Raw genomic sequence first — 25,561 nt, 5'->3', positions numbered from 1 at the left:
GGCGCGCTCTCGTCCATGTAAGAGGATGGTCAACCTCTATGACTCACCGGATATCCGGCATTTTCCCGGCACTGCAGAGAACTCGGGTCCTCGCAGCCGGGCTCGGCGTCGGCATGCTCGTACCGTTCGTGGCGGCCGCCGCGCCCGCTGCCGCCGCCACGCCCACCGTCAGCTGCACCTCGGGCAAGGCGGGCCTGGCCGCCAAGCTGCAGAACGACATCACCTCGGCCCTCGCCGGCCGCAAGGGCACCGTCGCGGTCGGCCTGTACGACCGCTCCACCAACACCACCTGCTCGCTGCGCGGCACGTCCGCCTACGACTCGGCCAGTGTGGTGAAGGTCACCGTGCTCGCCACCCTGTTGTGGGACGCGAAGAAGCACAACCGCTATCTGACGAGCCGTGAGAACAGCCTCGCCACGGCCATGATCACCAAGTCGGACAACAACGCCACCAGCGCGCTGTGGAAGCAGCTGGGCCTGACGAAGATCAAGGGCTTCCTCGCCGCCGCCGGCATGACCCAGACCAAGCCGGGCGCGAACGGCTACTGGGGCCTGACCCAGATCACCGCGCAGGACGAGCAGAAGCTGCTGAAGCTCCTCACCGCGAAGAACTCCGTGCTGAGCGACAACTCCCGCGCGTACGAGCTGAAGCTGATGGCGAACGTCATCTCCTCGCAGCGCTGGGGCACTCCGGCCGGCGCGCCCTCCGGCGTGGCCGTGCACGTCAAGAACGGCTGGCTGCAGCGCTCCACGCACGGCTGGCGGGTGCACAGCGTCGGCACGTTCAACGGCCGCGGCCACGACTACATGATCACCGTGCTGACCTGGGACAACAGCACGATGAACTACGGCGTCACCACCATCCAGAACGTGGCGAGGGCGATCCACCGGGACCTGGTGCCGACGACGTCCACCACCAGCACGTTCGTGCCCACGAGCACGCCGCAGGAGGCGTATCCGGCGGCTCCCGCGGGCTGACACGGCCGAACTCCCGATGACCGGGAATCCGGTCCGGATCACGCGGCTGCCCTACTCGCCGGTACGAGTCCGAATGTTGCGCAGGGATGAAATCCGCTGCTGACGGCGTTGGTGCCTTTCGGTAGACCAGGTCTGAAGGAGGGCACCGGCGTGGCAGAGCACGAGGGGGAGCTTCGCGGCTGGGCGCGGCGACTCGCGGGGTACGCCTGGCGGTACCCCAAGGACGTCGTACTCGCCCTGGGCTCCTCCCTCGCCGGCATGGCGCTCACGGCCCTGGTGCCGCTGATCACCAAGGTGATCATCGACGACGTCATCGGGAACCACAGCAGGCCCATGGCCCCCTGGGCGGGCGCCCTGATCGGCACGGCCGTTCTCGTCTACTTCCTCACCTACATCCGCCGCTACTACGGCGGGCGGCTCGCCCTGGACGTCCAGCACGACCTGCGCACGGACATGTACGGGACGATCACCCGGCTGGACGGGCGGCGTCAGGACGAACTGTCCACCGGCCAGGTGGTCGGCCGCGCCACCAGCGACCTCCAGCTGATCCAGGGCCTGCTCTTCATGCTGCCGATGACCATCGGGAACGTCCTGCTCTTCCTGGTCTCCCTGATGGTCATGGCCTGGCTGTCGCTGCCGCTGACCCTGGTCGCCCTGGCCGTCGCGCCCGCCCTGGGGTTCATCGCCAAGCGCAGCCGGTCCCGGCTGCACCCGGCGACCTGGTACGCCCAGGCCCAGGCCGCCGCCGTGGCGACCGTGGTCGACGGCGCCGTCAGCGGTGTTCGTGTGGTGAAGGGCTTCGGGCAGGAGGACCAGGAGACCGGCAAGCTCCGCGAGGTCGGGCGCCGGCTGTTCGCGGGGCGCCTGCGGACCATCCGGCTGAACGCCAAGTACACCCCGGCCCTCCAGGCCGTACCGGCTCTCGGCCAGGTCGCCATGCTGGCACTCGGCGGCTGGCTCGCGGTGCACGGGCACATCACGCTCGGCACATTCGTCGCGTTCTCCTCCTACCTCGCGCAGCTCGTCGGCCCGGTCCGCATGCTCGCCGTGGTCCTCACCGTCGGCCAGCAGGCCCGCGCGGGCGCGGAGCGGGTCCTGGAGCTGATCGACACCGAGCCGTCGCTGAAGGACGGCACCAAGGAACTGCCCGCCGACGCCCCCGCGACCGTTGAGTTCGACGACGTCTCCTTCGCCTACGAGGACGGGCGCCCGGTCCTCGACGGGCTCTCCTTCGAGATCCGCCCCGGCGAGACCCTCGCCGTCGTCGGCTCCTCCGGCTCCGGGAAGTCCACGGTCTCGCTGCTGCTGCCGCGCTTCTACGACGTCACGCACGGTGCCGTCCTCGTCGGCGGCCACGACGTGCGGGAGCTGACCCTGACGTCCCTGCGCGCCGCGATCGGGCTGGTCCCCGAGGACTCCTTCCTCTTCTCGGACACCGTCCGCAGCAACATCGCCTACGGCCGCCCCGACGCCACCGACGAGGAGATCGAGCGGGCCGCGCGCGCCGCCCAGGCGGACCGTTTCATCGCCGAGCTGCCCGACGGCTACGGCACCAAGGTCGGTGAGCACGGCCTGACCCTCTCCGGCGGCCAGCGCCAGCGCATCGCGCTCGCCCGCGCCATCCTCGCCGACCCCCGGCTGCTGGTCCTCGACGACGCGACCTCGGCGGTGGACGCCCGCGTCGAGCACGAGATCCATGAAGCCCTGAAGCAGGTCATGGAGGGCCGCACCACCCTTTTGATCGCCCACCGCCGCTCCACCCTCAACCTCGCCGACCGCATCGCGGTCCTCGACGGCGGCCGTCTCGCCGACATCGGCACCCACGAGGAGCTGCAGGAGCGCTCCGCCCTCTACCGTCGCCTCCTCACCGACCCCGACGAACTGGGCGGTGTCTCCCCCGGCCACGCCCGGCCGGCCCCGCCGGAGGAGGACACCAGTGTCCGGGACGAGCTGGACGCCGAGTTCGACGCCGAGCGCGGCGTCACCCCGCGGCTGTGGACCGGCGACCGCGAGCCCAAGGACCACGCCCTCGCCGGCACCCCGGCGACCCCCGAGCTGCTCGCCCAGGTGGAGAAGCTGCCCCCGGCCACCGACACCCCGGGTGTCGACGAGGCACGCGCCGTCCGGCCGGAGGAGTCCTACGGCCTCACCCGGCTGCTGCACGGCTTCGGGCTGCCCCTGCTGGTCAGCCTCGCCCTCGTCGCCGTCGACGCGGGCATGGGGCTGCTGCTGCCGATCCTGATCCGGCACGGCATCGACCAGGGCGTGTCCCGGATGGCCGTCGGCGCGGTCTGGTCCGCGTCCCTGCTGGCGCTGGTCACCGTCCTGATCCAGTGGGCGGCGCAGGTCGGCGAGACCCGGATGACCGGACGCACCGGCGAACGCGTCCTGTACTCCCTGCGGCTGAAGATCTTCGCCCAGCTCCAGCGGCTCGGGCTGGACTACTACGAGCGGGAGCTGACCGGCCGGATCATGACGCGGATGACGACCGACGTCGACGCGCTGTCGACGTTCCTGCAGACGGGGCTGGTGACGGCCTTCGTCTCCGTCGTCACCTTCTTCGGCATCATGGTCGCGCTGCTGGTGATCGACGTACAGCTCGCCCTCGTCGTGTTCGCCACGCTGCCGCCGCTGATCGCGGCGACCGTCTTCTTCCGCCGCGCCAGCGTGAAGGCGTACGAACTCGCCCGCGAGCGGGTCTCGGCGGTCAACGCGGACCTCCAGGAGTCGGTGTCCGGACTGCGGATCCTGCAGGCGTTCCGGCGCGAGCGGGACGGCGGGCGGCGGTTCGCCGAGGGCAGTGACTCCTACCGCCGGGCGCGCATCCGCGGCCAGTGGCTGATCTCCGTCTACTTCCCCTTCGTGCAGCTGCTGTCGTCGGTGGCCGCGGCGTCCGTGCTGATCGTGGGCGCGCACCGGGTCGGGGCGGGGACGTTGACGACGGGCGCCCTGGTCGCCTACCTCCTCTACATCGACCTGTTCTTCGCGCCGGTGCAGCAGCTCTCCCAGGTGTTCGACGGATACCAGCAGGCCACGGTGTCGCTGGGCCGCATCCAGGAACTCCTCCAGGAGCCCACCACCACGAAGGCCGCCGACGAGCCGCTCGAAGTGCTGTCGCTGCGCGGCGACATCACCTTCGACGGCGTCCACTTCGCCTACGGCGACGACGCGGAGGCGCTGACCGGCGTGGACCTGACGATCCCGGCCGGGCAGACCGTCGCGTTCGTCGGCGAGACCGGCGCGGGCAAGTCGACCCTGGTCAAGCTCGTCGCCCGGTTCTACGACCCCACGCGCGGCCGGGTGCTGGTCGACGGCACGGATCTGCGCTCGCTGGACCTGACCTCGTACCGGCACCGGCTCGGCGTGGTCCCGCAGGAGGCGTACCTGTTCCAGGGGACCGTCCGGGACGCCATCGCGTACGGGCGTCCGGACGCGACGGACGCCGAGGTGGAGGCCGCGGCCCGGGCGGTCGGCGCGCACGACATGATCGCCCGCCTCGAGGGCGGCTATCTGCACGAGGTCGCCGAGCGCGGCCGCAACCTGTCCGCCGGACAGCGGCAGTTGATCGCGCTGGCCCGCGCGGAGCTGGTGGACCCCGACGTCCTGCTGCTCGACGAGGCGACCGCCGCACTCGACCTGGCCACCGAGGCCCAGGTCAACCAGGCCACGGACCGCCTCGTCGGCCGCCGTACGACTCTGGTCGTGGCGCACCGCCTGACGACGGCGGCCCGCGCCGACCGGGTGGTGGTCATGGACCACGGCCGCATCGCGGAGGACGGCACCCATGAGGAGCTGCTGCGCCGCGGCGGGCGGTACGCCGAGCTGTGGCGGACGTTCGTGGGGGCGCCGGAACCGGGGCAGGAGGAGCCGGTCGGCTCCTCGGCCTGACGCTCCGTCGGATTTAGGAAATTCTGCGGAGGTTGCCCCAAACCTTCGAAAGTGTGTGCCTGTGTGCTCCACCGCGATGCAACCATCTGCCGTACGCCATGCGTCCGTACAGCAGTACGCTCATCGTCGCGGGGAGGGACCACAAAGGTGGACAAGAGTGCGATACGCCGGCGCCTGGCGCTCGGCATGACCGTACTGACGGCGTCCGGGCTGCTCGCACTGGCGAGCCCGGGACACGCGGAGGCGGCCGGCTACTGCTCGGGGCGCAACGTTCGTACGCTCTCGTTCTCCACCGGCTCCGTGCAGGTCTACAGGCGCGACGGCTATGTGTGCGCGGTGACCTTCGCCAAGCGGGTCTCCGGCAGGAAGACCATGTCGGTGAGCGTGCAGGCGCGCGGCAGCCGTCCCGCGGTCGACCTCGGGCAGTACACGCACCACGCCGGGCCCGTCACCGTGCACGCCGGTCACCGGTGCGTGTGGATCCGCGGCTCCGTCGGGTCCGGATCGGTCAGTTCCGGGTGGACCCTCTGCTGACGCGTCCCCGCGCTCACAGCCGCCTGGCGCACCCCACCGGTCTGCTGCCGCCCAGCTGGACGTAGAGCGCCGTCGACGGCGGACACTGCGAGCGGCGCGCGACCGCCGACGTCACCCTGTACTCGGGCGTGCGCCCACCCCTGCCGTCGCAGGCCGTCTCCCGGACCTCGCCCTTGCCCGCGCCGTACACGCAGTCCCCGACGATCGTGCGCGGGCCGCCCCCGCCGCCGGGGTCGCCCGGGTGCGGCGGCTCCAGGTTCCGCATGCACGCATAGCCGCGCCGCACCACCCCCGAGGGGCTGATGTGCAGCACGAAGTCCGTGGTCGCGGGGCACGCGGGGCCCTGCGCCGGGTCGCCGTCGTAGCGGGCGACCACCCGGGCGGCGGCCCGTTCGCTGGTGCACGGCACTTCCGTGAAGCTCGTCGTCCCGAAGGAACTGCACTCGTCCACGGCGAGGAACTCGGCGCCGAACCCGGACGGCGCCGCCGACGTGGCACGCCCGCTCGGCCGGTCCCTCGCCGCCCCCGACACCGTCTGGCACCCGGAGAGCCCGCCCACCACCAGCGCAGCGGCCAGCAGCGCACCCAGCAACGCTCGCGTCCCTCGCATCGCCAACCTGGTCCACCCCCGTCCAGCGTGACCCGCGGCCACGGGCCACGCCAGACGTCTCGGGTGTTTTGCGACATTTGGGGGCGGGGTGCCCGGTTCCCGGCGTACGGCTAGTACGACAGCCCGTACCCGATCGGGTACAGCACCTGCGCCGGGTCGTCCGCCCGTTGCACCGGCACCGGCAGCTTCCCGCGCGGCCTCACCCGGCCCGCGATCACCCGTGCCGCGGCGCGCAGTTCGACGTCCGTCCAGGAGTACGACGCCAGGAAGGCGCCGACGTCCGGGAGTTGGGCGACGTCGTAGGGATTCCGGACGGCGAGGGCGACCACCGGCTTCCCGGTGGCGGCCAGCCGGTTCACCAGCGTCCGCTGGGAACTGGTCGCGCTGACGTTGTACGTGGCCACGACCACCGCGTCCGCGTCCCCCGCCGCCGTCACCGCCTTCGCGATCGTCGCCGCCGAGGGGGCGGTGCCGGTGGACAGCGCGGTCGCCGTGAAGCCCAGCTCGGTCAGGGCGTTCGCCAGGACGGTGGTGGGCGGTCCGTCGGTGCCGGTCGGGGGCGCCGGGTCCGCGCCTGCCACCAGCAGCCGGGGGTGGGTTCGGCGCGAGAGCGGCAGCAGGTGCTCCTTGTTGACCAGCAGCGTGGTCGTACGGTCCGCGATGCGGTCGGCGGTGCGCAGATGCTCCGGGGTGCCCACGGTCCGCTCGACGCCGGCCCCGGTCACGAACGGCTGGTCCAGCAGCCCCAGCTTCGCCTTCAGGCGCAGGATGCGCAGCAGCGACTGGTCCAGCCGGGCCTCGGTCAGCTCGCCGCCCCGCACCGCGTCCAGCACCGCGTTCCAGGCGAGGTCCAGGTTCGGCGGGTTGAGCAGCTGGTCGACCCCTGCCTTGAGGGCCAGCACGGGCACACGGTCGTCGCCGTACTTCTGCCGTACGCCCTCCATGCCGAGCGAGTCGGTCACCACGACCCCGTCGTAGCCGAGCTCCTCGCGCAGGATGCCGGTGACGATGGGGCGGGAGAGGGTCGCGGGGTCGCCCGAGTCGTCGAGCGCGGGCACCATGATGTGCGCGGTCATGACGGCGTCGATCCCGGCCCGGACCGCAGCCCGGAACGGCACCGCGTCCAGCTTCTCCCACAGCTCGCGGCTGTGCGTGATGACCGGGAAGCCGTAGTGGCTGTCGACGGCGGTGTCGCCGTGGCCCGGGAAGTGCTTGGCGGTCGCGGCGACGCGGGAGGACTGATAGCCCCTCACCTCCGCGGCGACCAGGTCCGCCACCGCCTCCGGGTCGGCGCCGAAGGACCGTACGCCGATGACCGGGTTGGCCGGGTTGACGTTCACGTCGGCGTCGGGGGAGTAGTCCTGGCGGATGCCGAGGGCCCGCAGTTCGGCGCCGGCGATCCGGCCCAGGGTCTGCGCGTCCGCCCTGGAGCCACCGGCTCCGATCGCCATTGCGCCCGGGAACAGGGTCGCGGGCCTGCCCACGCGGGCGACGATCCCGTGCTCCTGGTCGGTGGCGATGAGCACGGGCAGTCCGCCGGGCCGGTCGAGCGACGCCTTCTGGATGCCGTTGGACAGTTCGGCGATCTGCCGGGGATCGCGGGTGTTGTGCGCCCAGGTGAAGTAGATGATGCCGCCGACGCGGTATTCGGCGATCAGCTCGGCGGCCGTGCGGACGCCGATCTCCTTGAGGTTGGCGTCGATGTCGGCCTGGTCGGGGGCGGTCGCCGAGTGGCCGTAGACCCGCATCACGAAGAGCTGGCCGGTCTTCTCCTCGAGCGACATGGAGGAGATCAGGCCCTTGAGTCGTTCGTCGTTGTGCCCGGCGGCCCGAGCGGCACCCGGGGTGAGGGCGAGGGCCGCCGTCAGGCCCGCGGTGGCGGTGAGGACCGTGCGTCTGGAGGGCTGTGCGGTGCTTCCCGTGCCGGAGTCGTGCACGTGCGCTCCTTCCGGAGGAGAACGCTGAAGGAAACTTCCGAGGAGTCACCAATATCCTGGAAGTTTCTGCCGGTCAAGGCGCCGCACACGACGCACCGCACACAAGGGGCCGCCATCGGCGCTGTTGGAGGGGGGCGCGCCGATGGCGGCGTGCTGCCGGCCGCGTGCGGCGGAGAGGGTGGTCAGCGATCGCAGCCAGCAGCGAGGGCCGACACCGCAGCGCGGAGACTCATCCGGCAGCCTGCCCATGGGACGAAGGCGCACCGGGTCGGGTTCCCCGGAAACGGCCGGCCGCCGGAAGTCGGTACCAGGGTGGTCAACGGGGCGTGTGCGCCGACACCGTGGGCCAGTGGTGCTGGAGAGTGCGTACGGTCTCGGCGATCGCCGGCCGCCGGGCCGCTCCCCTGCGCCACAGTGCGTACAGATGCCGTACGGGCATGGGGTCCAGGGGCACCTCGACGACCCCCTCGGGCAGCGGGCCCCGGCCCAGCCGCGGGATCAGGGCGATACCGAGCCCGGCGGCGACCAGGGCGACGAGGGTCGGGTTCTCGTCGGCCTGGTGGACCACCTCGGGCTCGTGCCCGGCCGCGCGCAGCGTCCGCACCAGCCACTCGTGGCAGACCCGGCCCGGCGGTTGGCAGATCCAGCGTTCGCCGCCCAGCTCCTCGCGGCGCACCGCCGTCCGCCCGGCGAAGCGGTGTCCTGTGGGCACGAGCAGATCGCACAGGTCGTCTCCGATGACCGCCTGTTCCACCCCCTCCGGGGCGGGCAGCGGCGCGATGTCCCAGTCGTGCGCCACGGCGACGTCCACCACGCCCTTCGCCACCAGGTCGACCGACAGATGCGGGTCCACCTCGGTCAGCCGGGTGTCCAGGGCCGGGTGCCGGCGCGCCAGATCCGCCAGCACTCCCGGCATCAGCCCGCGCGCTGCCGACGCGAACGCCGCCACCGTCAGCCGCCCGGCGGGCAGCCCCCGCCGCTCCTCCAGCTCGGTCTCGGCGCGCTCCACGATCGCCAGCAACTCCTGTGCGGTTGCGGCCAGTTGCAGCGCCTCGTCGGTGAGCCGCACACCGCGCCCCTCCCGTTCGAGCAGCACGGTCCTGGTCTCCCGCTCCAGCTTGGCGATCTGCTGGGAGACGGCGGACGGGGTGTAACCGAGCGCGGTGGCCGCGGCGCCGACGGTGCCGTGGACGGAGACGGCGTGCAGGGCGCGCAGGCGCTGAAGATCGAGCAAGAGGACCCCCTCGAGGATTAGAGGTGCTTCATCCAACCATGCAGCAATCATCGCTGGTGCTTCACGGTCGTGTGCCGTGATCATCGCCGTATGCGACCCGCACACCTCTGTCTCGCCGTTCTTGTCGCCGCCGTCTGGGGCGTCAACTTCACCGTCATCGAACTCGGCCTCGGCCACTTCCCGCCGCTGCTGTTCTCGGCCCTGCGCTTCCTGGCCGCGGCCGTCCCCGCCGTCTTCCTCGTGGGCCGCCCCAAGGTGGCGTGGAAGTGGATCGTGGCGGTGGGCCTGGTGCTGGGCGTGGCGAAGTTCGGGCTGCTGTTCCTCGGCATGGCCGCCGGGATGCCCGCCGGCCTGTCCTCCCTGGTCCTCCAGATCCAGGCCGTGTTCACGGCGCTCATGGCCTTCGCGCTCCTGGGCGAACGCCCCACGCGCCTGAGGGTGCTGGGCATGGCGGTGGCCCTCGGAGGCGTGGCGCTCGCGGCCGTCGACGAGGGAACGGCCGGTCCGCTCGGTGCGTTCGCCCTGGTCATCGTGGCGGCGGCCTGCTGGGGCCTGTCCAACGTCCTCACCCGCAAGGCGTCCCCGCCGGACCCGCTGAACTTCATGGTGTGGGTGAGCACGGTGCCGGTGCTGCCCCTGCTCGGCCTGTCCCTCCTCACCGAGGGCCCGACCCGCGACCTCTCCGCGCTGCGCGCCCTCGACTGGCAGGGCGCCGGCATCGTCCTCTACGTCGCCTGGATCACCACGGTCTTCGGCTTCGGCGCCTGGGGCTGGCTGCTGCGCCGTCACCCGGCGTCCACGGTGGCCCCCTTCTCCCTCCTGGTCCCGGTCTTCGGCATGTCGTCCGCGGCCCTGTTCCTCGGCGAACCGATCAGCCCCCTGCGCTGGGGTGCGGCGGCACTGCTGGTGGGCGGGGTGGCGCTGACCTCGCTGGCACCGGCGAAGAGGGTTCGGTCGAAGGAGGTCCAGTCGGCGGACGTGCCGGCGCGCGAGCCGATCACCGGGCCAGCATGATCCCATGCCCGTAGTCGAGATCCCCGGTTCGAAGTCCATCACCGCCCGCGCGCTCTTCCTGGCCGCCGCGGCCGACGGAGTCACCACGCTCGTACGTCCGCTGCGGTCGGACGACACCGAGGGCTTCGCCGAGGGCCTGCGCACCCTCGGCTACCGCGTCGGACAGACCCCCGAGGCCTGGCACGTGGACGGCCGCCCGCAGGGTCCCGCCGTCACGGAGGCGGACGTGTACTGCCGGGACGGCGCGACCACGGCCCGCTTCCTGCCGGCCCTGGCCGCCACGGGCCACGGCACCTACCGCTTCGACGCCTCGCCGCAGATGCGCCGCCGCCCCCTCGGCCCCCTGACCCGCGCCCTGCGCGACCTGGGCGTACGGCTGCGGCACGAGGAGGCGGAGGGCCGCCACCCGCTGACGGTCGAGGCGGCCGGGGTGGCGGGCGGCGAGGTGGTGCTGGACGCAGGCCAGTCCTCCCAGTACCTCACGGCCCTGCTCCTCCTCGGCCCGCTCACGGATCAGGGCCTGCGCATCACGGTGACGGACCTGGTGTCGGCGCCGTACGTCGACATCACGGTCGCGATGATGCGGGCGTTCGGGGCGGAGGTGCGGCGCGAAGGAGACGTCTTCGTGGTCCCGCCCGGGGGCTACCGCGCCACGACGTACGCGATCGAGCCGGACGCCTCCACCGCGAGCTACTTCTTCGCGGCGGCGGCCGTGACGGGCGGCGAGGTGACGGTGCCGGGGCTGGGGTCGGGCGCGCTCCAGGGAGACCTGGGGTTCGTGGACGTGCTGCGGCGGATGGGAGCGGAGGTGGAGGTGGCCGCGGACCGTACGACGGTGCGCGGGACGGGCGAGTCGAGGGGCCTGACGGTCACCATGCGGGACATCTCCGACACGATGCCCACCCTCGCGGCGATCGCCCCGTTCGCCTCCGGTCCGGTCCGTATCGAGGACGTCGCGAACACCCGGGTGAAGGAGTGCGACCGCCTGGAGGCCTGCGCCGAGAACCTGCGGCGGCTGGGGGTGGGGGTGGTCACGGGCCCGGACTGGATCGAGATCGCGCCGGGGGCGCCGGTGGGCACGGACATCAAGACCTACGGCGACCACCGCATCGCCATGTCCTTCGCGGTGACGGGCCTTCGGGTGCCCGGTATTTCGTTCGACGACCCCGGGTGCGTGCGGAAGACTTTCCCGGACTTCCACGAGGTGTTCGCGGAACTGCGGGCGGGGTTGCCGGACAGAGGGGCGGGAGAGCGTTGACGTTCGAGCTGGAAGGGCCGGTCCTGGAGGGGACGCTCGTACGCCTGGAGCCGCTGGAGCACCGGCACGCGGCCGACCTGGCGGTGGCGGCGGAGGAGGACCGGGACACGTACGCGTTCACGTGGGTGCCGAGGGCGGACGAGGTCGGGGCGTACATCGACGCCCAGCTCGGCCGTGCGGCGGCGGGCCGGCTCGCCCCGTACGCGCAGATCTCCCTCGCCACGGGGCGGGCGGTCGGTGCGACGGCGTACTGGGACCCGCGTTCCTGGCGTACGGAGGACCGGCTCGACGCCATCGAGGTCGGCGTCACCTGGCTCGCCCGCTCCGCCCAGGGAACGGGCGTCAACGCCGAGTCCAAACTCCTGCTGTTCCGCCACGCGTTCGAGGAGTGGGGCGTGGCCCGCGTCGACCTGAAGACCGACGCCCGCAACGACCGCTCCCGCGCGGCGATCCAGAGCGCGGGCGCCCGCTTCGAGGGCGTCCTGCGCAACTGGTCCCGTTCCTGGTCACCGGGCGAGGAGGGCCGGCTCCGGGACTCCGCGATCTACTCGATCACGGCGGAGGAGTGGCCGGAGTGCCGCTCGCTGCTGGAGGCGAGGGTGGCGAGGAAGTCGGCTCAGGCGGCGGGGGAGATGGCGAGGTAGGGGCGGTCCGGGCAGACGGCGGCTTCCAGCGTGCGGGGGATCGGTGGTTCCGGCCGGGTGCGGGGTGGGTGTGGGCTGTCAGTGCGACACAACTGGCGGATCCGTCGCACTTCGGGAGGCGGCAGGGCCCGGGCGGGCCGACGCGAGGTGCCGCTGAGTGGGGTGGTCTGACGAGCGACGTTCGAGAGCCGGACCTCTCAGTGCCGATCCGAGACGATCGCCGCATGAGAGCAACCTCGTCCTCCACAGCCGGCGGAGCCACCGCCCGAAGGACCAGCCGGCGGCGGGTCGCATGTCACGGGCACAGCGCCTGAGACGGGGGTCACCGGGCGGCGGCCACCGAACAACGGCGGCCGCCGGGCAGGGGCTCCCTGAGCCGATTCCTCGGAACCGGGTCCCTGAGCCGATTCCCCGGAGCTGGGGCTCCAAGCCGGCTCATCGAGCCGGGCTCTAAGCCGACTCGTTCAGCAGCCGCCCCAGGTGCTCCCGCCCCGCGCCCAGCAGCTCCGGCAGCGGTGTCGCCGACTCGTACCAGCGCTTCTCGTACTCCCAGCACAGCCAGCCGTCCCAGCCGTGGCGGGAGAGGACCTCCACGCACTCGGCGAGCGGGAGGACGCCGGAGCCCAGCGGCAGCGGTGTCTTGTCGTCGGCGGACGCGATGTCCTTGACCTGGACGTAGCCGAGGTACGGGGACAGCGCCGCGTACGTCTCCTGCGGCTGCTCGCCGCCCAGCCAGGTGTGCATCACGTCCCACAGCGCGCCCGCGTTCCGGTGGCCGACCGCGCCGAGGACACGCAGGGCGTCCGCGCCGGTGCGGTGCGAGTCGTGCGTCTCCAGCAGGATCCGTACACCGGCGTCGGCGGCGTGCTCGGCGGCGGTGCCCAGGCGCCGGGCGGCCGTCGCGTCGGCCTCCTCCGGGCTCTGCTCGGTGCCGCCGCCGGGGAAGACGCGGACGAAGGGAGCGCCCACGTCGTGGGCCAGGTCGAGGAGGTCGCGGATCTCCGCCAGGACCGGCGCGTCGTCACCGGGCGCGGCCACGCGTGCGTACCCTGCGAGCCCCAGGATCTCGACACCGGCCGCCTTGAACGCGGCGGCCGCGTCGGCCCGTTCGGCGGGGCCGATGCCCGGGTGCACGGGTTCGTCGGGATGCGCGCGCAGTTCGACACCGTGGTAGCCGTGGGTCGCCGCGAGGTGGACCACATCGGGTATGGGCAGGCCGGGGACACCGAGGGTGGAGAACGCGAGCTTCATGCTCATGGACCCTACTCGGCACGTGTGGGGAGCGCCCGTCGGCGACACTCGGGCGCGCCCCGGCCGCGCGGCGCGCCCGAGATCCCGTACGCGCCGTGCCCGCGCGACGCGCCCGAGGACCCCGTACGCGCCCCGGCCGCGCGACGCGCCCGAGGATCCCGTACGCGCCTACCCTCGCGGCACCCCCGTGGAACCCCGCACCATCAACTCGCCCCGCACCGTCGCGATCCCGCCCGGCGGCGGTTCCTCGCGTCCCATCGCGATACGGCCCGCGCGGGCCCCCGCCTCCGCGAGCGGAAGGCGGACCGTCGTCAGGGCCGGTACCGCGTCGATCGCGAACGGGAGGTCGTCGAAGCCGGCCACCGACACGTCGTCGGGGATGCGCAGCCCGGAGTCCCGCAGGGCCGCGCACGCGCCCAGCGCGACCGTGTCGTTCGCGGCCACGATCGCCGTGAGAGACGGGTCCCTGCGCAGGAGTTCGAGTGTCGCCTCGTAACCGGCCCGGCGGTCGTAGCGGCCGTGCACCGTCAGCTTCGGGTCGTCCTCGAGCCCGGCGGCGGCCAGTGCCTCCCGGTGGCCCTCCAGACGGTGCCGCGTCGTCGTGCGCTCCTCCGGGCCGGCGATATAGCCGAGCCGCCGGTGCCCGAGCCCGATCAGGTGCTCGGTGAGCTGCCGGCCGCCGCCGCGGTTGTCGAAGGTGAGGGCGATCGCCTCGGGCGCCGGCGGCCGGCCGCACAGCACCACTCGGGTCCCCGCCGCCGCGAGCTTGCGCAGCTTCGCGCCCACGGCCTCCACATGCGTGCTGACCTCCACCGCGCCACCGGTGAGCACCACGGCCGCCGCCCGCTGCCGTTGCAGCAGCGTCAGATACGTCAGCTCCCGCTCCGGCGAGCCGCCGGTGTTGCACACCACGGCGAGCCGTTCGCCGCCGGCCCGTCCGCCCGGGCCCCCGATCTCCGACTGGATCGCGCTCGCCATGATCCCGAAGAAGGGGTCGGCGATGTCGTTGACCAGGATCCCGACCAGGTCGGAGGTGGCCGCGGCCAGCGAGCTCGCCGGGCCGTTGAGGACGTAGTCCAGCTCGTCCACCGCGCGCAGCACCCGTTCCCGGGTCGACGCCGCCACGGGATAGTTCCCGTTCAGCACGCGCGACACGGTGGCGGGCGACACCTGTGCGCGCGCCGCCACGTCCGCCAGGGTCACCGTCATCGTCGTCCTCCGGTCGCGTGTCTCGTCGTACCCGTCGTGCTCGGCGGCGTCCGTCGTGTCCGTCCACCGACATCCACCGACATCCGCCGAGATCCATCTACAGCTCTACGGACACCCATGTACAGGCCCGCGGTTCACCGTGTTCGACGGATCGACCAACTTCACGCTCCCGGACCGGCCGACTTCACGGCACCGTGTCCGTCGTGTCACCTCCTGTGACGCTGTATGCGGACACGTGCATCTCGTCGGCTCCGCGGTCTTGTCCGAGCCGCCGCACAGAGGCTAGCGTCTTCGTGCATAGAAAGCGCTTGCTGTCACGCTCACCCCGGAGCGTACGAGGCGCCGGACGCGTACGAAGGGATCGACGTGACACGCAAGACGGTGCGAATCGCCATGAACGGCGTGACGGGGCGCATGGGCTACCGCCAGCACCTCGTCCGTTCCATCCTGGCCCTCCGCGAGCAGGGCGGCCTCGACCTGGGCGACGGCGCCGTGCTGTGGCCCGAGCCGGTGCTCGTCGGCCGCCGCGAGCACGCCCTGAAGGCGCTCGCCGAGCAGCACGGCCTGGAGCACTGGTCGACGGACGTGGACGCGGTCCTCGCCGACCCGGCCGTCGAGATCTACTTCGACGCGCAGGTCACCTCCGCACGCGAGGAGTCGATCAAGAAGGCGATCGCGGCGGGCAAGCACATCTACACCGAGAAGCCGACGGCGACGAGCCTTCAGGGCGCCCTGGAACTGGCCCGCCTCGCCCATGAGACGGGCGTCAAGCACGGCGTCGTCCAGGACAAGCTCTTCCTGCCCGGCCTGCTGAAGCTGAAGCGGCTCATCGACGGCGGCTTCTTCGGCCGGATCCTTTCGGTGCGCGGCGAGTTCGGCTACTGGGTGTTCGAGGGCGACTGGCAGCCCGCCCAGCGTCCCTCCTGGAACTACCGTGCCGAGGACGGCGGTGGCATCGTTGTCGACATGTTCCCGCACTGGGAGTACGTGCTGCACGAGCTGTTCGGCCGTGTGAGGTCCGTACAGGCCCTGGCGACCACCCACATCCCGCAGCGCTGGGACGAGAACGGCAAGCCGTACGACGCGACGGCGGACGACGCCGCGTACGGCATCTTCGAACTCGAAGGCGGCGCGATCGCGCAGATCAACTCCTCCTGGTCGGTGCGCGTCAACCGCGACGAACTGGTGGAGTTCCAGGTGGACGGCACGGAGGGCTCGGCGGTCGCGGGACTGCGCAAGTGCCGCGTGCAGCACCGCTCGGCGACCCCGAAGCCCGTGTGGAACCCGGACATACCCGCCACCGAGGTCTTCCGCGACCAGTGGCAGGAGGTCCCGGACAACGGCGAGTTCGACAACGGCTTCAAGGCCCAGTGGGAGCTGTTCCTCAAGCACGTCTACGCCGACGCGCCCTACCACTGGGACCTGCTGGCCGGCGCCCGCGGCGTGCAGCTCGCCGAGCTGGGCCTGAAGTCCTCGGCCGAGGGCCGCCGCCTCGACGTACCGGAGATCTCCCTGTGACCATCCATCTCCCCGACGCGAGCGGGCGGCTCAGGGTCTACGAGCCGCGCCGCGAGCCCCTCGCCCTCACCTCCGGCACGCCGTTCACCTCCCGTACGGTCCTCTCGGCAGCACACGTCGTCGCCGACCCGTACGCGGACGTGTCCCCCGACTCGCCCGCCGCCGTCGACTGGGACGCCACGCTCGCCTTCCGCCGCCATCTGTGGTCGCACGGCCTCGGTGTCGCCGAGGCCATGGACACCGCACAGCGCGGAATGGGCCTGGACTGGGCGGGCGCGGCCGAGCTGATCCGCCGCTCCGCCGCCGAGGCGAAGGCGGTCGGCGGGCGCATCGCCTGCGGGGTCGGCACCGACCAGCTCACCGCCGGCTCCCTGGAGGAGATCCGCAAGGCGTACGAGGAGCAGCTCGCCGTGGTGGAGGAGGCGGGTGCACAGGCGATCCTCATGGCGTCCCGCGCCCTGGCCGCCACGGCGAAGGGTCCCGAGGACTACCTGGAGATCTACGGCCACCTGCTGCGCCAGGCCGCCGAACCCGTCGTCCTGCACTGGCTCGGCCCGATGTTCGACCCGGCACTGGAGGGCTACTGGGGCTCGAGCGACCTGGACGCCGCCACGGACGTGTTCCTCGAGGTCATCGCCGCCCACCCGGACAAGGTGGACGGCGTCAAGATCTCCCTGCTCGACGCCCAGCGCGAGATCGACCTGCGTCGGCGCCTCCCGCAGGGCGTGCGCTGCTACACGGGTGACGACTTCAACTACCCGGAGCTGATCGCCGGCGACGAGCACGGCTTCAGCCATGCCCTGCTCGGCATCTTCGACCCGCTCGGCCCGCTGGCGGCCGAGGCGGTACGGGTCCTGGACACCGGTGACGTGAAGGGTTTCCGGGAACTCCTCGACCCCACGGTGGAGCTGTCCCGCCACCTGTTCCAGGCGCCCACCCGCTTCTACAAGACGGGTGTGGTCTTCCTGGCCTGGCTCGCGGGCCACCAGGAGCACTTCACGATGGTCGGCGGCCTGCAGTCGGCGCGCTCGCTGCCGCACTTCGCCAAGGCGTACGAACTCGCCGACGGCCTCGGCCTGTTCCCCGACCTCGAGCTGGCCGAGACGCGGATGAAGACGCTGCTGTCCCTGTACGGAGTGGCCCAGTGAGCACGGCACCGGAGCGGTTCTCCATCAACCAGATGACGGTGAAGCAGCTCGGCATGCCCGAACTGGTGGACGCCTGCCTGGAGTTGGACGTCCGGGGGGTGGGCCTGTGGCGGGAGCCCGTCCAGTCCTACGGCGTGGAGGCCACCGCGAAGCTGGTCCGTGACGCCGGGCTGACGGTGACGACCCTGTGCCGGGGCGGCTTCTTCACCGCGATCGACCCCGACGAGCGGGCGCGCGCCCTCGAAGACAACCGCCGGGCGGTCGACGAGGCGGCCACGCTGGGCACGGACACACTGGTCCTGGTCTCGGGCGGGTTGCCGGCCGGCTCCAGGGACCTGCGCGGGGCGCGCGAGCGGATCGCGGACGCGCTCGCCGAACTGGGCCCGTACGCGGCCGAGCGCGGTGTGCGACTGGCCATCGAGCCGCTCCACCCGATGTACGCCTCGGACCGCTGTGTGGTCTCGACCCTGGCCCAGGCCCTCGACCTGGCCGAGCGCTTCCCGGCGGAGCAGGTGGGCGTCACGGTGGACACGTACCACATCTGGTGGGACGACACGGCCCCCGAGCAGATCGCCCGTGCGGGCGCCGGTGGCCGGATCCACACCTTCCAGCTCGCCGACTGGACCACCCCGCTGCCGGAGGGCGTCCTCAACGGCCGCGGGCAGATCGGCGACGGCGCGGTCGACATGCGCGAGTGGAAGGGATACGTGGAGGCTGCCGGCTACACCGGTCCCATCGAGGTCGAGCTGTTCAACGACGGGCTGTGGGCACGGGACGGGCGGGAGGTCCTCGCGGAGACGGTGGAGCGGTTCGTGGAGCACGTGATCCGGTGACGCCCCTCGGGCGGGCCCGGTCCGCGCGGCCCGGCTCGCGCGGCCCGGCTCGCCCAGGGGCTCACAGGCTGTCAGGGTGGAAGCAGCGTGCCCAGCGGGCCCAGGTCGATGTTGAGGTCGGCCATGGTCAGGCCGTACTGGTCGCACAGGTCGGCCATCCGGTCGTGCAGCAGCATCAGGGTCAGTCCGAGCCGTTCCTCCTGCTCCTCGGTGAGACCGCCCTCGTCGACGCGGTGCAGGGCCTGCCGCTCCATCAGCTGGCGCAGCAACTCGACGATGGTGAGGACCAGTTTGACCAGGTCCCGCTCCACCGTCTCCGGGTCGGCGTGCAGACGGCGCGCGACGGCGCCCCGGCCGGCGGACGGCGAGGGGACCTCGTCCGGGCGGGCGGGCAGCAGCGAGAACGCCCGGGTCGCGGCCTCGGCCACCTCCCGCAGCCGGTCCGCGCCCGGGCCGTCAGCCGGGCCCGTCACCGTGGCTCCCGTAGACCGGAAGCGCGGAGTGGCCCGGGGGCAGGAACGTCTCCCACCCCTCGTCCAGCTCCTCACGGATCGCGACGATCACCGCCCGCAGCGAGATCCGCACCAGGTCCACGTCGGCGATGGACAGCACGAGATCGCCGGTGAGCACCACACCGCCGCTCAGCAGCCGGTCCAGCAGGTCGATCAACGCCACCTGCGGCTGAGCGACCGGGCGGTCGTCGTACGGGCCGTACTCGCTCACCGCTGCCCGGCCCCTTCCCGCTCGTCGGGCGCGAGCGGCGCGGTGAAGGAGTACGGCGCCCACGGCCCGGTGACGTCCACGCGGACCCCGGGCAGGCCGTCGGCGGCGTGCAGCATCCGGTCGCGGAACTCCTCGGACAGCCTGCGCGGGACCAGATAGGCGTCGTTGGCGACGTTCTCGCCCGGCACCTGCGCGAGGCCCCCCTGCTGCGGCCGGTGCCGGGTGCGTTCCACCGCCAGGCCCCTGGCCTCCTGCTCGGTCCGCCGAACGGCCTCCTCGGCGAGCCGCCAGGCGTCCTCGCGCGCCTGCCGCTGGTGCCGACGGCTGCGCAGATACGCCCGCCCCGGGTTCTCCCCGCCCGCCGGGGCGCCGGTGGGCGCCTGGGCGGGCGGGGGCTCGGGCGGCGCCTCGACGTAGACCTTCACGCCCCACTCCACGTGCGCGGCGAGCCGGTCGAGGAGCGCGGCGAACTCCGCCTCCCGCCCGGCCAGCATCTCCCCCACCCGGCTCTCGTCCAGGTAGACGGTGGCCAGCCGCAGCGGAAGGACCGTGGTGTGCCCGGCCAGGGTCTCGATCACGAAGTGGTGCGCCCGGGCCGTCGCCTCCAGCCACCGCAGGTCCTCGAGACCGGCCTTCAGGGCCGCCTCCGAGAACTCGGCCGCGGGCACCGCACTCACCGCGGCCGCCACCTGGCCGTGGCGGACCAGGGTGACGGGGGCGTCCGCCACGCCCCGGACAGCCGCGAGCGCCGTCTCGTCCAGGGCGGACGCCCCCAGCACGGCATACGCGTAGCACAGCTGCTCGTCCACCGTCCTCAGCTCCGGTCCTCGTCCTCATCGACCCTGCGCCGGGCCCGCCGGGACTCGGTGCGCGGTTCTCGTTCGGTGTCGCGGTCCCGTCGCGGTTCTCGTTCGGTGTCGCGGTCCCGTCGCGGTTCTCGTTCGGTGTCGCGGTCCCGTCGCGGTTCTCGTTCGGTGTCGCGGTCCTCCCGCGGCCGGCTGCGGCGGCCGGACCTGCCCTCGGACAGCTCGGGCGGTGGGGACGACGCGAGCTGTTCGCGCAGCTCCTCCAGTTCGGCCCGCAGCCGCTCGTTCTGTTCCCGGAGGCTGCGTCGGCCGTCGGCGCGGGAGGACAGCGCCGGGTCGTGCTCCCACCAGTCGATGCCGATCTCCCGGGCCTTGTCCACGGAGGCCACCAGGAGCCGGAGTTTGATGGTGAGCAACTCGATGTCGAGCAGGTTGATCTTGATGTCGCCGACGATCACGATGCCCTTGTCGAGCACGCGTTCAAGGATGTCGGCCAGGTTCGCGCCGGAGGATCCCTGACTGTAGGGGGTCAGGGGCCGCGACGCGGGGACGGCGGGCTCGGACACGGCACACTCGACCTCGTTCCCTTGAGCACCCGGCGCCGGCGACGCGAAGACCGGCGGGCTCGCGCACCTCGGCGCCCGCGGCTATCCGCGGCGCCGACGCCCTCCGGATGCTTCCCTCTCGTCGTAGCGGTCGTCGGGTTGCTCGTCTTCGTCCTCCTCCCACTCGTCGTCCTCCTCGGAGGTGGGGTTGTCGTCGCGTTCCCGGTGCTCTTCCTCTTCCTCCTCGTCCTTGTCGTACTCGTCCTCTTCCTCGTCCCGGCGTCGCCCGCGGTCCTCTTCCTCTTCCTCTTCTTCTTCCTCGCCCTCGCGGCGCTCCTCGGGTTCTTCTTCGCGTTCCTCGCGGCCCTCTGCCTTCTCTTTCTCCGCTTCCTCGCGCTCCTCGCGCTCCACCTCCTCCGAGCTGCGGACCACCTCCCCGTCGCGGACCTCGCCGCGCCAGGCGCCGGTGGCCTCGCCGCGGGACATGACGAACGAGCGGTAGAGCTTGAGATCGAGCCGCACCCGCCGCCCCTGGGCGCGCCACAGGCTGCCCGTCTTCTCGAACAGGCCCTTGGGGTAGTACCGCAGGACGAGAAGCACCTTGGTGAGGTTGTCGCCGAGCGGGTGGAAGGTGACGACGCCCTTGTTCGTGCCCTTGGGGCCCTCGGTGGTCCAGGCGATGCGCTCGTCGGGCACCTGCTCGGTCACGACGCCCCGCCATTGGCGACGTGACTTGGCGATCTTCGCCTGCCAGTGGGTCGTGGTCTCGTCGTCCTGCCGGACGTCCTCGACACCCTTGGCGAACTTTTCGAAGTCCGGGAACTGCGTCCACTGGTTGTAGGCCTCGCGCACGGGCACGCCCACGTCGACGTCCTCGATGATGGTCAGTCCCCGCTGCGGTCCGCCGGGCTTGTTCTTCTTGCCTCCTACGCCCGCCGCCTCCTTGACCTTGCCGAGCAGCGTGTCCTTCGCCTGGGACAGCATTCCGCCCGCCCCCGCCCCCGCGCCTCCCCCTCCGAGGAGCTTCTTGCCGCCCTTCAGGGCGAGCTTGCCCAGCATGCCGGGACCGACATGCGTCTCCGCCAGCCGGCGGGCACCCTCACCCAGCCGCTCGCCCATGCCCTCGAGCATCACCTGGAGCCGGGCCTGCAGGTACTCCTCAAGCTCTTGCTTCAGCCGCTCCGCGCCAGGGTTTCCCTGCACCTGACCACGAACCTTGTTGAGGGTGCCCTCAACCATCGTCCGGCCTCCTCGATCGTGCGGACCCGCTCTTCGCCTTCTTTCCGCCCCCCTCGCCCCGGCGATCCGACTCCTCCCCCGCTCCGCTGCGACGCTCTCTCCGGCTTGCGTCGTCCCGGTCGTCCTCCCGGTCGTCCTCCCGGTCCTCCTCGTCCGCGCCTTCCTCGTCGCGGGCCTCCTCGTCCCGGCCGCGCCCGCCCTCGCCGTGCGCCTTCTCCTTCAGCCCCACGGTGCGTTCGTGCAGGGCGTCGGCCAGGCTCTCGGCCTTCGCCGACAGCACGGTGGTCGCCGCGGCCCTGCCCGCGCTCGCCAGCTCACCGCGCACCTGCTTGCTGACGTTGCCGAGGACGGGGGAGTCCTGGAGCAGCTTGCCGACCTGCCCGGGCCTCATCCGCGACCCGGCCAGCGCCGCCCCCACGCTCAGGGCGAGCCTGCCCTTCTTCGTCCGGCCCAGCAGATAGCCGCCGAGGACAGCCGCACCGATCTTGGCGTTGTTCATGGTCCGTCTCTTTTCTTTCCTGCGCCGATCGTCACGCCCCGCCCTGCGCCCGCCGCAGGTGGTAGGCCCTGATCTCCTCCAGGCGGTGCAGCAGCGCCTCCTCGCGCCGCGCGAACTCCTCCTCGCCGATACGGCCCTCGGTCCGCGCCTGCTCCAGGTTGATCAGCTCCTCCTGGATGGGAGCCGGGTCGTAGTACTCCTGCTCCGCGGTCTGGACGACCTTGTCGAGCACCCAGCCGATGCCCTTGAAGGGGGCTAGCGGCAGCCCCAGGATCCCCGTGACCAGTCCTCCCACAGCGCCTCCTCATGCCATTGGGCCGGTCGGCCAGGACGGTCAGGCGAAGCTGTACGGCGGCAGTGGCCCCCGTACCCGCAGCTCGATGCCCTCGCCGAGGCGCTCGGCCAGTTCCCGTCCGGCCTGCGTGAACTCCTCCGCCCGCTCCCCGTCCACCAGGAAGGACGCGTTCACGAAGTACTGCTTGGACGGCGGCGAGACCTTCTCGGACAGTGCGAGCGGCCGCAGAGCGGCCAGGACCTCCTCGGCCTGCGCCTCCTGACGGTTCTGCACCTCCTGCGCCACGAGCTGACCGAGCGCCAGCCGGTCCTCGTAGCTCCCGCCCTCGCGGGTCCGCGCGTTCAGCGCCGCGACCTGCTCGGACTCCTCGAGGATGGTGCGCAGCAGATCGTCCTCGCTCTGCACGCCCTTGACGTTGTACTCCGCCCGCCCGGTCAGCTCGTCCAGACGCTGGGCGAACTCCTCCGCCCGCGACTCCAGCACCGCGCGTACGGCGTCCTCGTTCTCGGCGACGTAGCCGAAGCCGAGCGGCAGGATGCTGCCGCCGGCCCACAGACGTCCCTGGACCTCGTTGTGTGCCTCCAGGTCCCGGCGTGCGACCGACAGGTCCTCGGGGGCGTCACTGACGACGGCGCACAGCGAACCGCTGTGGACGGCGCGCAGCTCGGCGGGCGCCTCGCCCACGCCCTTGACCCCGTCCAGATCCAGCGGATGCGAGTCCTTGGTGATCGCGTACACGTACAGCGCCATCGGCTCGCTCACTCCTCCCGGTCCTTCGAGGAACGGTGGCTCGAGCCGCGTTCGATGTGCTCGTGTTCCTTCTCGCGCTCCTTGCTCCCCTTCTGGAGCGATTCCGTGAACGCCTCCACCGCGCCGGTCAGCGCGCCCTTGCTCTTGCCCCGGGCACCACCCTCGGTGATGCTCTGGGTGATATCGGTCAGCGTGGCGGGGGCCTTGCGGCCCGACTCCAGATCCAGTCGGTTGCAAGCCTCGGCGAAGCGCAGATAGGTGTCCACGCTCGCCACGACGACGCGTGCGTCGATCTTCAGGATCTCGATGCCGATGAGGGACAACCGTACGAACGCGTCGATGACCAGGCCCCGGTCGAGGACCAGTTCCAGTACGTCGTAGAGGTTGCCCGAACCTCCGCCGCCCCCGCCGGCCGGCAGACCACCGCCCTGCGGCACTACAGTCACAATCTTCCCCTTCGAGCGAAGGGCGTCGGCCGCTGTCAGCGGCCCTCTTTGTCGACCTGCGCGCGGGTGTAGCGGCGTACGCGTTCGTAGCCCATCAGATTGCCCGCGGGGTCCAGAACGACCCTGTAGCTGGCCATGACGCTGCTCGTGTCCGGAACGCGCTCCAGCTCGAGGACCTCGATGAGGGCCTCCCAGCCCTGATCCGTCGGCCTCAGCGCCGAAACGGACTGAGGAGCCCGCCCGAGCAGCTCGGTCAGCTGCGCGGCCGCGCTCCGCATGGCCTCGGGGGCCGACGTTCGCTCCGGAGCGGACGCCTTCGGCGAGGGGGAGTCTGCCTTGTCCGGCTCACGGTCGTTCGTGATCCATCACCTTCTTCTCTCCATCCATCATCGCCCCTGTCCAAAGCCCGTGCCAGTCAGGCCTGCGCCGCCCGCGCCGGGCCCCGCGGCAAATTTCTCGGCGAACGGTGCAACCCTTGCCGCTCTCCGCGTGTCGTAAGGGGAGTCAGGACTCCCCGGGGGGATCTGGGGGGATCACGGGGGTTCTGGCGGGGTGGGGGAAACCGAGGGGCCCGGGCAGTGACCGGGCCCCTCGAAGTGTCTCGGGCGCAGCGGCCGGTTCACTCGGGCGCAGCGGCCGGTTCAGAAGAAGACGCCGCAGCGCAGGAGTACGTTCGCGTACGGGCGGGCCTCGCCGGTGCGGACCACCAGGTGGGCGTCGGCCGTGAGCCGCTTCAGCTTCTCGTGCGGGACCAGCTCGAGGTCCGGGAAGCGGGCCTCCAGCAGCGCCGTGGCCTGCGGGTTGGCGTCCCGCACCTCGTGCGCGGCCGTGGCGCCCTCCACCACCAGCTCCTGAAGCAGACCGTCCAGGACCTCCGCGAAGGACGGCACCCCGGCGCGGAACGCCAGGTCCACGACCCGCGGGCCCGCCGGGATCGGCATGCCCGCGTCGCATATCAGGACCCCGTGACCGTGCCCCAACTCGGCCAGGGCACCCGCGAGATGACGGTTCAGGATTCCGGCCTTCTTCACAGGGACCCACCTCGCAGGGACGCTCCCGGCTCGCCGTCCCGGCCGGGGGTCTCGGAGCTGTCCCCCGGGCCGGCACAGCACAGGGCGCCGACCTCCTCGGCGGTGGGGTAGGACTCCTGGGCGCCGGGGCGCGTGACCGCCGCCGCCCCCACCTGCGCCGCGTACGCCGCCGCCTCCGGCAGCGCCTCACCCGTGCCCAGCCGCCAGGCCAGCGCCGCCGTGAACGCGTCGCCCGCGCCCGTCGTGTCGACGGCGTCCACTTTCACGGAGGGGATGCGCGTCATGACGCCGTCGGCCGCCACCAGCGCCCCCTCCGCGCCCAGCGTCACCACCACCGAGCGGGGGCCGAGCGCCAGCAGCGCCCGCGCCCACTCCTCGGGCGCCCCGCCCAGTTCGTCGCCCGCGATGACCCGTGCCTCGTGCTCGTTCACGATCAGCGGGTCACAGGCCGCCAGCACCTCGGCGGGCAGTGGCCTCGGCGGCGACGGGTTCAGCACGAACCGGGTGCCGGACGGCAGGTTCCGTACGACCTCCTCCACCGTGTCCAGCGGGATCTCCAGCTGCGCCGACACCACCCGGGAGATGTGCAGCAGGCTCCGCGCGGCCCGTACGTCCTCGGGGGCGAGCCGCCCGTTGGCGCCCGGGGAGACCACGATGCTGTTGTCCCCCGACGGGTCCACCGTGATCAGCGCGACCCCCGTGGGCGCCCCGCCGACCAGGACCCCCGCCGTGTCGACGCCCGCCTCGCGCTGCGCGTCCAGCAGCAGCCGTCCGTGCGCGTCGTCGCCGACCCGGGCCAGCAGCGCCGTACGGGCGCCGAGGCGGGCGGCGGCCACCGCCTGGTTCGCCCCCTTGCCGCCCGGGTGGACGGCCAGGTCGGAGCCGAGCACGGTCTCCCCGGCCGCGGGCCGCCGCTCGACCCCGATCACCAGGTCGGCGTTGGCCGATCCCACGACCAGGAGGTCGTAGTCGTACATGAACTGTCTCCCAACGGATCCCAACGGACCCAACGGATCCCAACGGATCCCCGTGGATGCGACAAAGCGGTCGATCCGGTGCCACGGCCGCGGGGGGCGGGGGGGGGGGGGGGCCCCCCCCGGGGGGGCCGCCCGGGGCGGGGGGGGGGGGGGGCCCCGCCCCGAAGGCGAGGTGGAGCCCCGCCCCCCCCCCCC

26 protein-coding genes are annotated in these 25,561 nt (G+C 72.3%); 9 read left to right on the top strand and 17 right to left on the bottom strand.

Annotated elements, in window-relative coordinates:
• The first annotated feature begins 113 nt into the window (after window positions 1-113).
• The 3 genes from ACFYZE_RS16650 to ACFYZE_RS16640 all read left to right on the top strand — a co-directional run bounded on the left by ACFYZE_RS16650 (window position 114) and on the right by ACFYZE_RS16640 (window position 5,399).
• Window positions 114-977, top strand: a complete 864-nt coding sequence (locus tag ACFYZE_RS16650; protein WP_388994378.1) for a serine hydrolase — start codon at window positions 114-116, stop codon at window positions 975-977.
• A 150-nt stretch (window positions 978-1,127) separates the two neighbouring features.
• The gene (locus ACFYZE_RS16645) at window positions 1,128-4,865 is read left to right on the top strand and encodes an ABC transporter ATP-binding protein (RefSeq protein ID WP_388993708.1); all 3,738 of its coding nucleotides are present in this window, start codon (window positions 1,128-1,130) and stop codon (window positions 4,863-4,865) included.
• Between the two features lie 147 nt (window positions 4,866-5,012).
• Window positions 5,013-5,399: a hypothetical protein gene (locus tag ACFYZE_RS16640; RefSeq protein WP_388993705.1), complete on the top strand. Its 387-nt coding sequence runs from the start codon at window positions 5,013-5,015 to the stop codon at window positions 5,397-5,399.
• 13 nt (window positions 5,400-5,412) lie between these two features.
• Here ACFYZE_RS16640 and ACFYZE_RS16635 read toward each other — a convergent pair whose 3' ends face one another.
• The 3 genes from ACFYZE_RS16635 to ACFYZE_RS16625 form a co-directional block, all read right to left on the bottom strand.
• Window positions 5,413-6,009 (bottom strand): hypothetical protein, encoded by a 597-nt coding sequence (locus tag ACFYZE_RS16635; RefSeq protein ID WP_388993703.1) that lies wholly within the window; start codon window positions 6,007-6,009, stop codon window positions 5,413-5,415.
• A 110-nt stretch (window positions 6,010-6,119) separates the two neighbouring features.
• On the bottom strand, window positions 6,120-7,946 hold the full coding sequence (locus ACFYZE_RS16630) for a glycoside hydrolase family 3 protein (protein WP_388993700.1): 1,827 nt from the start codon (window positions 7,944-7,946) through the stop codon (window positions 6,120-6,122).
• 316 nt (window positions 7,947-8,262) lie between these two features.
• Entirely contained in the window at window positions 8,263-9,180 is a 918-nt protein-coding gene (locus tag ACFYZE_RS16625) for a LysR family transcriptional regulator (RefSeq protein ID WP_388993697.1), read from the bottom strand.
• Window positions 9,181-9,270: 90 nt separating this feature from the next.
• Between ACFYZE_RS16625 and ACFYZE_RS16620 the strand changes: the two genes are divergently transcribed.
• The 3 genes from ACFYZE_RS16620 to ACFYZE_RS16610 are packed head-to-tail and all read left to right on the top strand — an operon-like array spanning window position 9,271 to window position 12,096.
• The gene (locus ACFYZE_RS16620; protein ID WP_388993694.1) at window positions 9,271-10,194 is read left to right on the top strand and encodes an EamA family transporter; all 924 of its coding nucleotides are present in this window, start codon (window positions 9,271-9,273) and stop codon (window positions 10,192-10,194) included.
• A gap of 4 nt (window positions 10,195-10,198) precedes the next feature.
• On the top strand, window positions 10,199-11,452 hold the full coding sequence (gene aroA, locus ACFYZE_RS16615; protein WP_388993691.1) for a 3-phosphoshikimate 1-carboxyvinyltransferase: 1,254 nt from the start codon (window positions 10,199-10,201) through the stop codon (window positions 11,450-11,452).
• Complete coding sequence (locus ACFYZE_RS16610) at window positions 11,449-12,096, top strand: GNAT family N-acetyltransferase (protein WP_388993688.1); 648 nt, start codon at window positions 11,449-11,451, stop codon at window positions 12,094-12,096. The genes aroA and ACFYZE_RS16610 overlap by 4 nt, the downstream gene beginning before the upstream one ends.
• A gap of 450 nt (window positions 12,097-12,546) precedes the next feature.
• Here ACFYZE_RS16610 and ACFYZE_RS16605 read toward each other — a convergent pair whose 3' ends face one another.
• Both ACFYZE_RS16605 and ACFYZE_RS16600 read right to left on the bottom strand, forming a co-directional pair.
• The gene (locus tag ACFYZE_RS16605; RefSeq protein WP_388994375.1) at window positions 12,547-13,347 is read right to left on the bottom strand and encodes a sugar phosphate isomerase/epimerase family protein; all 801 of its coding nucleotides are present in this window, start codon (window positions 13,345-13,347) and stop codon (window positions 12,547-12,549) included.
• 168 nt (window positions 13,348-13,515) lie between these two features.
• Window positions 13,516-14,556, bottom strand: coding sequence for a LacI family DNA-binding transcriptional regulator (locus tag ACFYZE_RS16600; RefSeq protein ID WP_388993685.1), 1,041 nt, complete (start codon window positions 14,554-14,556; stop codon window positions 13,516-13,518).
• Window positions 14,557-14,922: 366 nt separating this feature from the next.
• Here ACFYZE_RS16600 and ACFYZE_RS16595 point away from each other — a divergent pair, with 366 nt between their 5' ends.
• From ACFYZE_RS16595 to ACFYZE_RS16585, 3 genes are read left to right on the top strand one after another with little or no spacing between them, the layout of a single operon-like run.
• Complete coding sequence (locus ACFYZE_RS16595) at window positions 14,923-16,074, top strand: Gfo/Idh/MocA family protein (protein ID WP_388993682.1); 1,152 nt, start codon at window positions 14,923-14,925, stop codon at window positions 16,072-16,074.
• Window positions 16,071-17,222 carry a dihydrodipicolinate synthase family protein gene (locus tag ACFYZE_RS16590; RefSeq protein WP_388993679.1) on the top strand — a complete coding sequence of 384 codons (1,152 nt, stop codon included), beginning with the start codon at window positions 16,071-16,073 and terminating at the stop codon, window positions 17,220-17,222. The genes ACFYZE_RS16595 and ACFYZE_RS16590 overlap by 4 nt, the downstream gene beginning before the upstream one ends.
• A gap of 32 nt (window positions 17,223-17,254) precedes the next feature.
• Window positions 17,255-18,055 carry a sugar phosphate isomerase/epimerase family protein gene (locus ACFYZE_RS16585; RefSeq protein ID WP_388994372.1) on the top strand — a complete coding sequence of 267 codons (801 nt, stop codon included), beginning with the start codon at window positions 17,255-17,257 and terminating at the stop codon, window positions 18,053-18,055.
• 71 nt (window positions 18,056-18,126) lie between these two features.
• Here the strand turns inward: ACFYZE_RS16585 and ACFYZE_RS16580 are convergent, their stop codons facing one another.
• From ACFYZE_RS16580 to ACFYZE_RS16525, 12 genes are all read right to left on the bottom strand, one after another.
• On the bottom strand, window positions 18,127-18,528 hold the full coding sequence (locus tag ACFYZE_RS16580) for a gas vesicle protein K (RefSeq protein ID WP_388993676.1): 402 nt from the start codon (window positions 18,526-18,528) through the stop codon (window positions 18,127-18,129).
• Window positions 18,512-18,778 (bottom strand): gas vesicle protein, encoded by a 267-nt coding sequence (locus ACFYZE_RS16575; protein WP_388993673.1) that lies wholly within the window; start codon window positions 18,776-18,778, stop codon window positions 18,512-18,514. The genes ACFYZE_RS16580 and ACFYZE_RS16575 overlap by 17 nt, the downstream gene beginning before the upstream one ends.
• Window positions 18,775-19,587, bottom strand: a complete 813-nt coding sequence (locus ACFYZE_RS16570) for a GvpL/GvpF family gas vesicle protein (protein WP_388993670.1) — start codon at window positions 19,585-19,587, stop codon at window positions 18,775-18,777. The genes ACFYZE_RS16575 and ACFYZE_RS16570 overlap by 4 nt, the downstream gene beginning before the upstream one ends.
• Before the next feature lie 5 nt (window positions 19,588-19,592).
• On the bottom strand, window positions 19,593-20,150 hold the full coding sequence (gene gvpJ / locus ACFYZE_RS16565) for a gas vesicle protein GvpJ (RefSeq protein WP_388993666.1): 558 nt from the start codon (window positions 20,148-20,150) through the stop codon (window positions 19,593-19,595).
• Between the two features lie 81 nt (window positions 20,151-20,231).
• The gene (locus ACFYZE_RS16560; RefSeq protein WP_388993663.1) at window positions 20,232-21,368 is read right to left on the bottom strand and encodes an SRPBCC family protein; all 1,137 of its coding nucleotides are present in this window, start codon (window positions 21,366-21,368) and stop codon (window positions 20,232-20,234) included.
• A complete protein-coding gene (locus tag ACFYZE_RS16555) occupies window positions 21,361-21,867 on the bottom strand; it encodes an ABC transporter substrate-binding protein (RefSeq protein WP_388993660.1) in 507 nt (168 codons plus the stop codon). The genes ACFYZE_RS16560 and ACFYZE_RS16555 overlap by 8 nt, the downstream gene beginning before the upstream one ends.
• A 31-nt stretch (window positions 21,868-21,898) precedes the next feature.
• A complete protein-coding gene (locus ACFYZE_RS16550; protein ID WP_388993658.1) occupies window positions 21,899-22,162 on the bottom strand; it encodes a gas vesicle protein GvpG in 264 nt (87 codons plus the stop codon).
• Window positions 22,163-22,201: 39 nt separating this feature from the next.
• Window positions 22,202-22,924 (bottom strand): GvpL/GvpF family gas vesicle protein, encoded by a 723-nt coding sequence (locus ACFYZE_RS16545; protein ID WP_388993655.1) that lies wholly within the window; start codon window positions 22,922-22,924, stop codon window positions 22,202-22,204.
• On the bottom strand, window positions 22,921-23,358 hold the full coding sequence (locus tag ACFYZE_RS16540) for a gas vesicle structural protein GvpA (RefSeq protein ID WP_388993653.1): 438 nt from the start codon (window positions 23,356-23,358) through the stop codon (window positions 22,921-22,923). The genes ACFYZE_RS16545 and ACFYZE_RS16540 overlap by 4 nt, the downstream gene beginning before the upstream one ends.
• Before the next feature lie 35 nt (window positions 23,359-23,393).
• Complete coding sequence (locus ACFYZE_RS16535) at window positions 23,394-23,720, bottom strand: gas vesicle protein (RefSeq protein WP_388994369.1); 327 nt, start codon at window positions 23,718-23,720, stop codon at window positions 23,394-23,396.
• A gap of 279 nt (window positions 23,721-23,999) precedes the next feature.
• A complete protein-coding gene (rbsD, locus tag ACFYZE_RS16530; protein ID WP_388993650.1) occupies window positions 24,000-24,389 on the bottom strand; it encodes a D-ribose pyranase in 390 nt (129 codons plus the stop codon).
• Window positions 24,386-25,366: a ribokinase gene (locus tag ACFYZE_RS16525; protein WP_388993648.1), complete on the bottom strand. Its 981-nt coding sequence runs from the start codon at window positions 25,364-25,366 to the stop codon at window positions 24,386-24,388. The genes rbsD and ACFYZE_RS16525 overlap by 4 nt, the downstream gene beginning before the upstream one ends.
• Window positions 25,367-25,561 lie beyond the last annotated feature (195 nt).

Source organism: Streptomyces sp. NPDC001796, from assembly GCF_042892355.1.
GTDB lineage: Bacteria > Actinomycetota > Actinomycetes > Streptomycetales > Streptomycetaceae > Streptomyces.
This window is presented reverse-complemented; position numbering and strand designations above follow the sequence as displayed.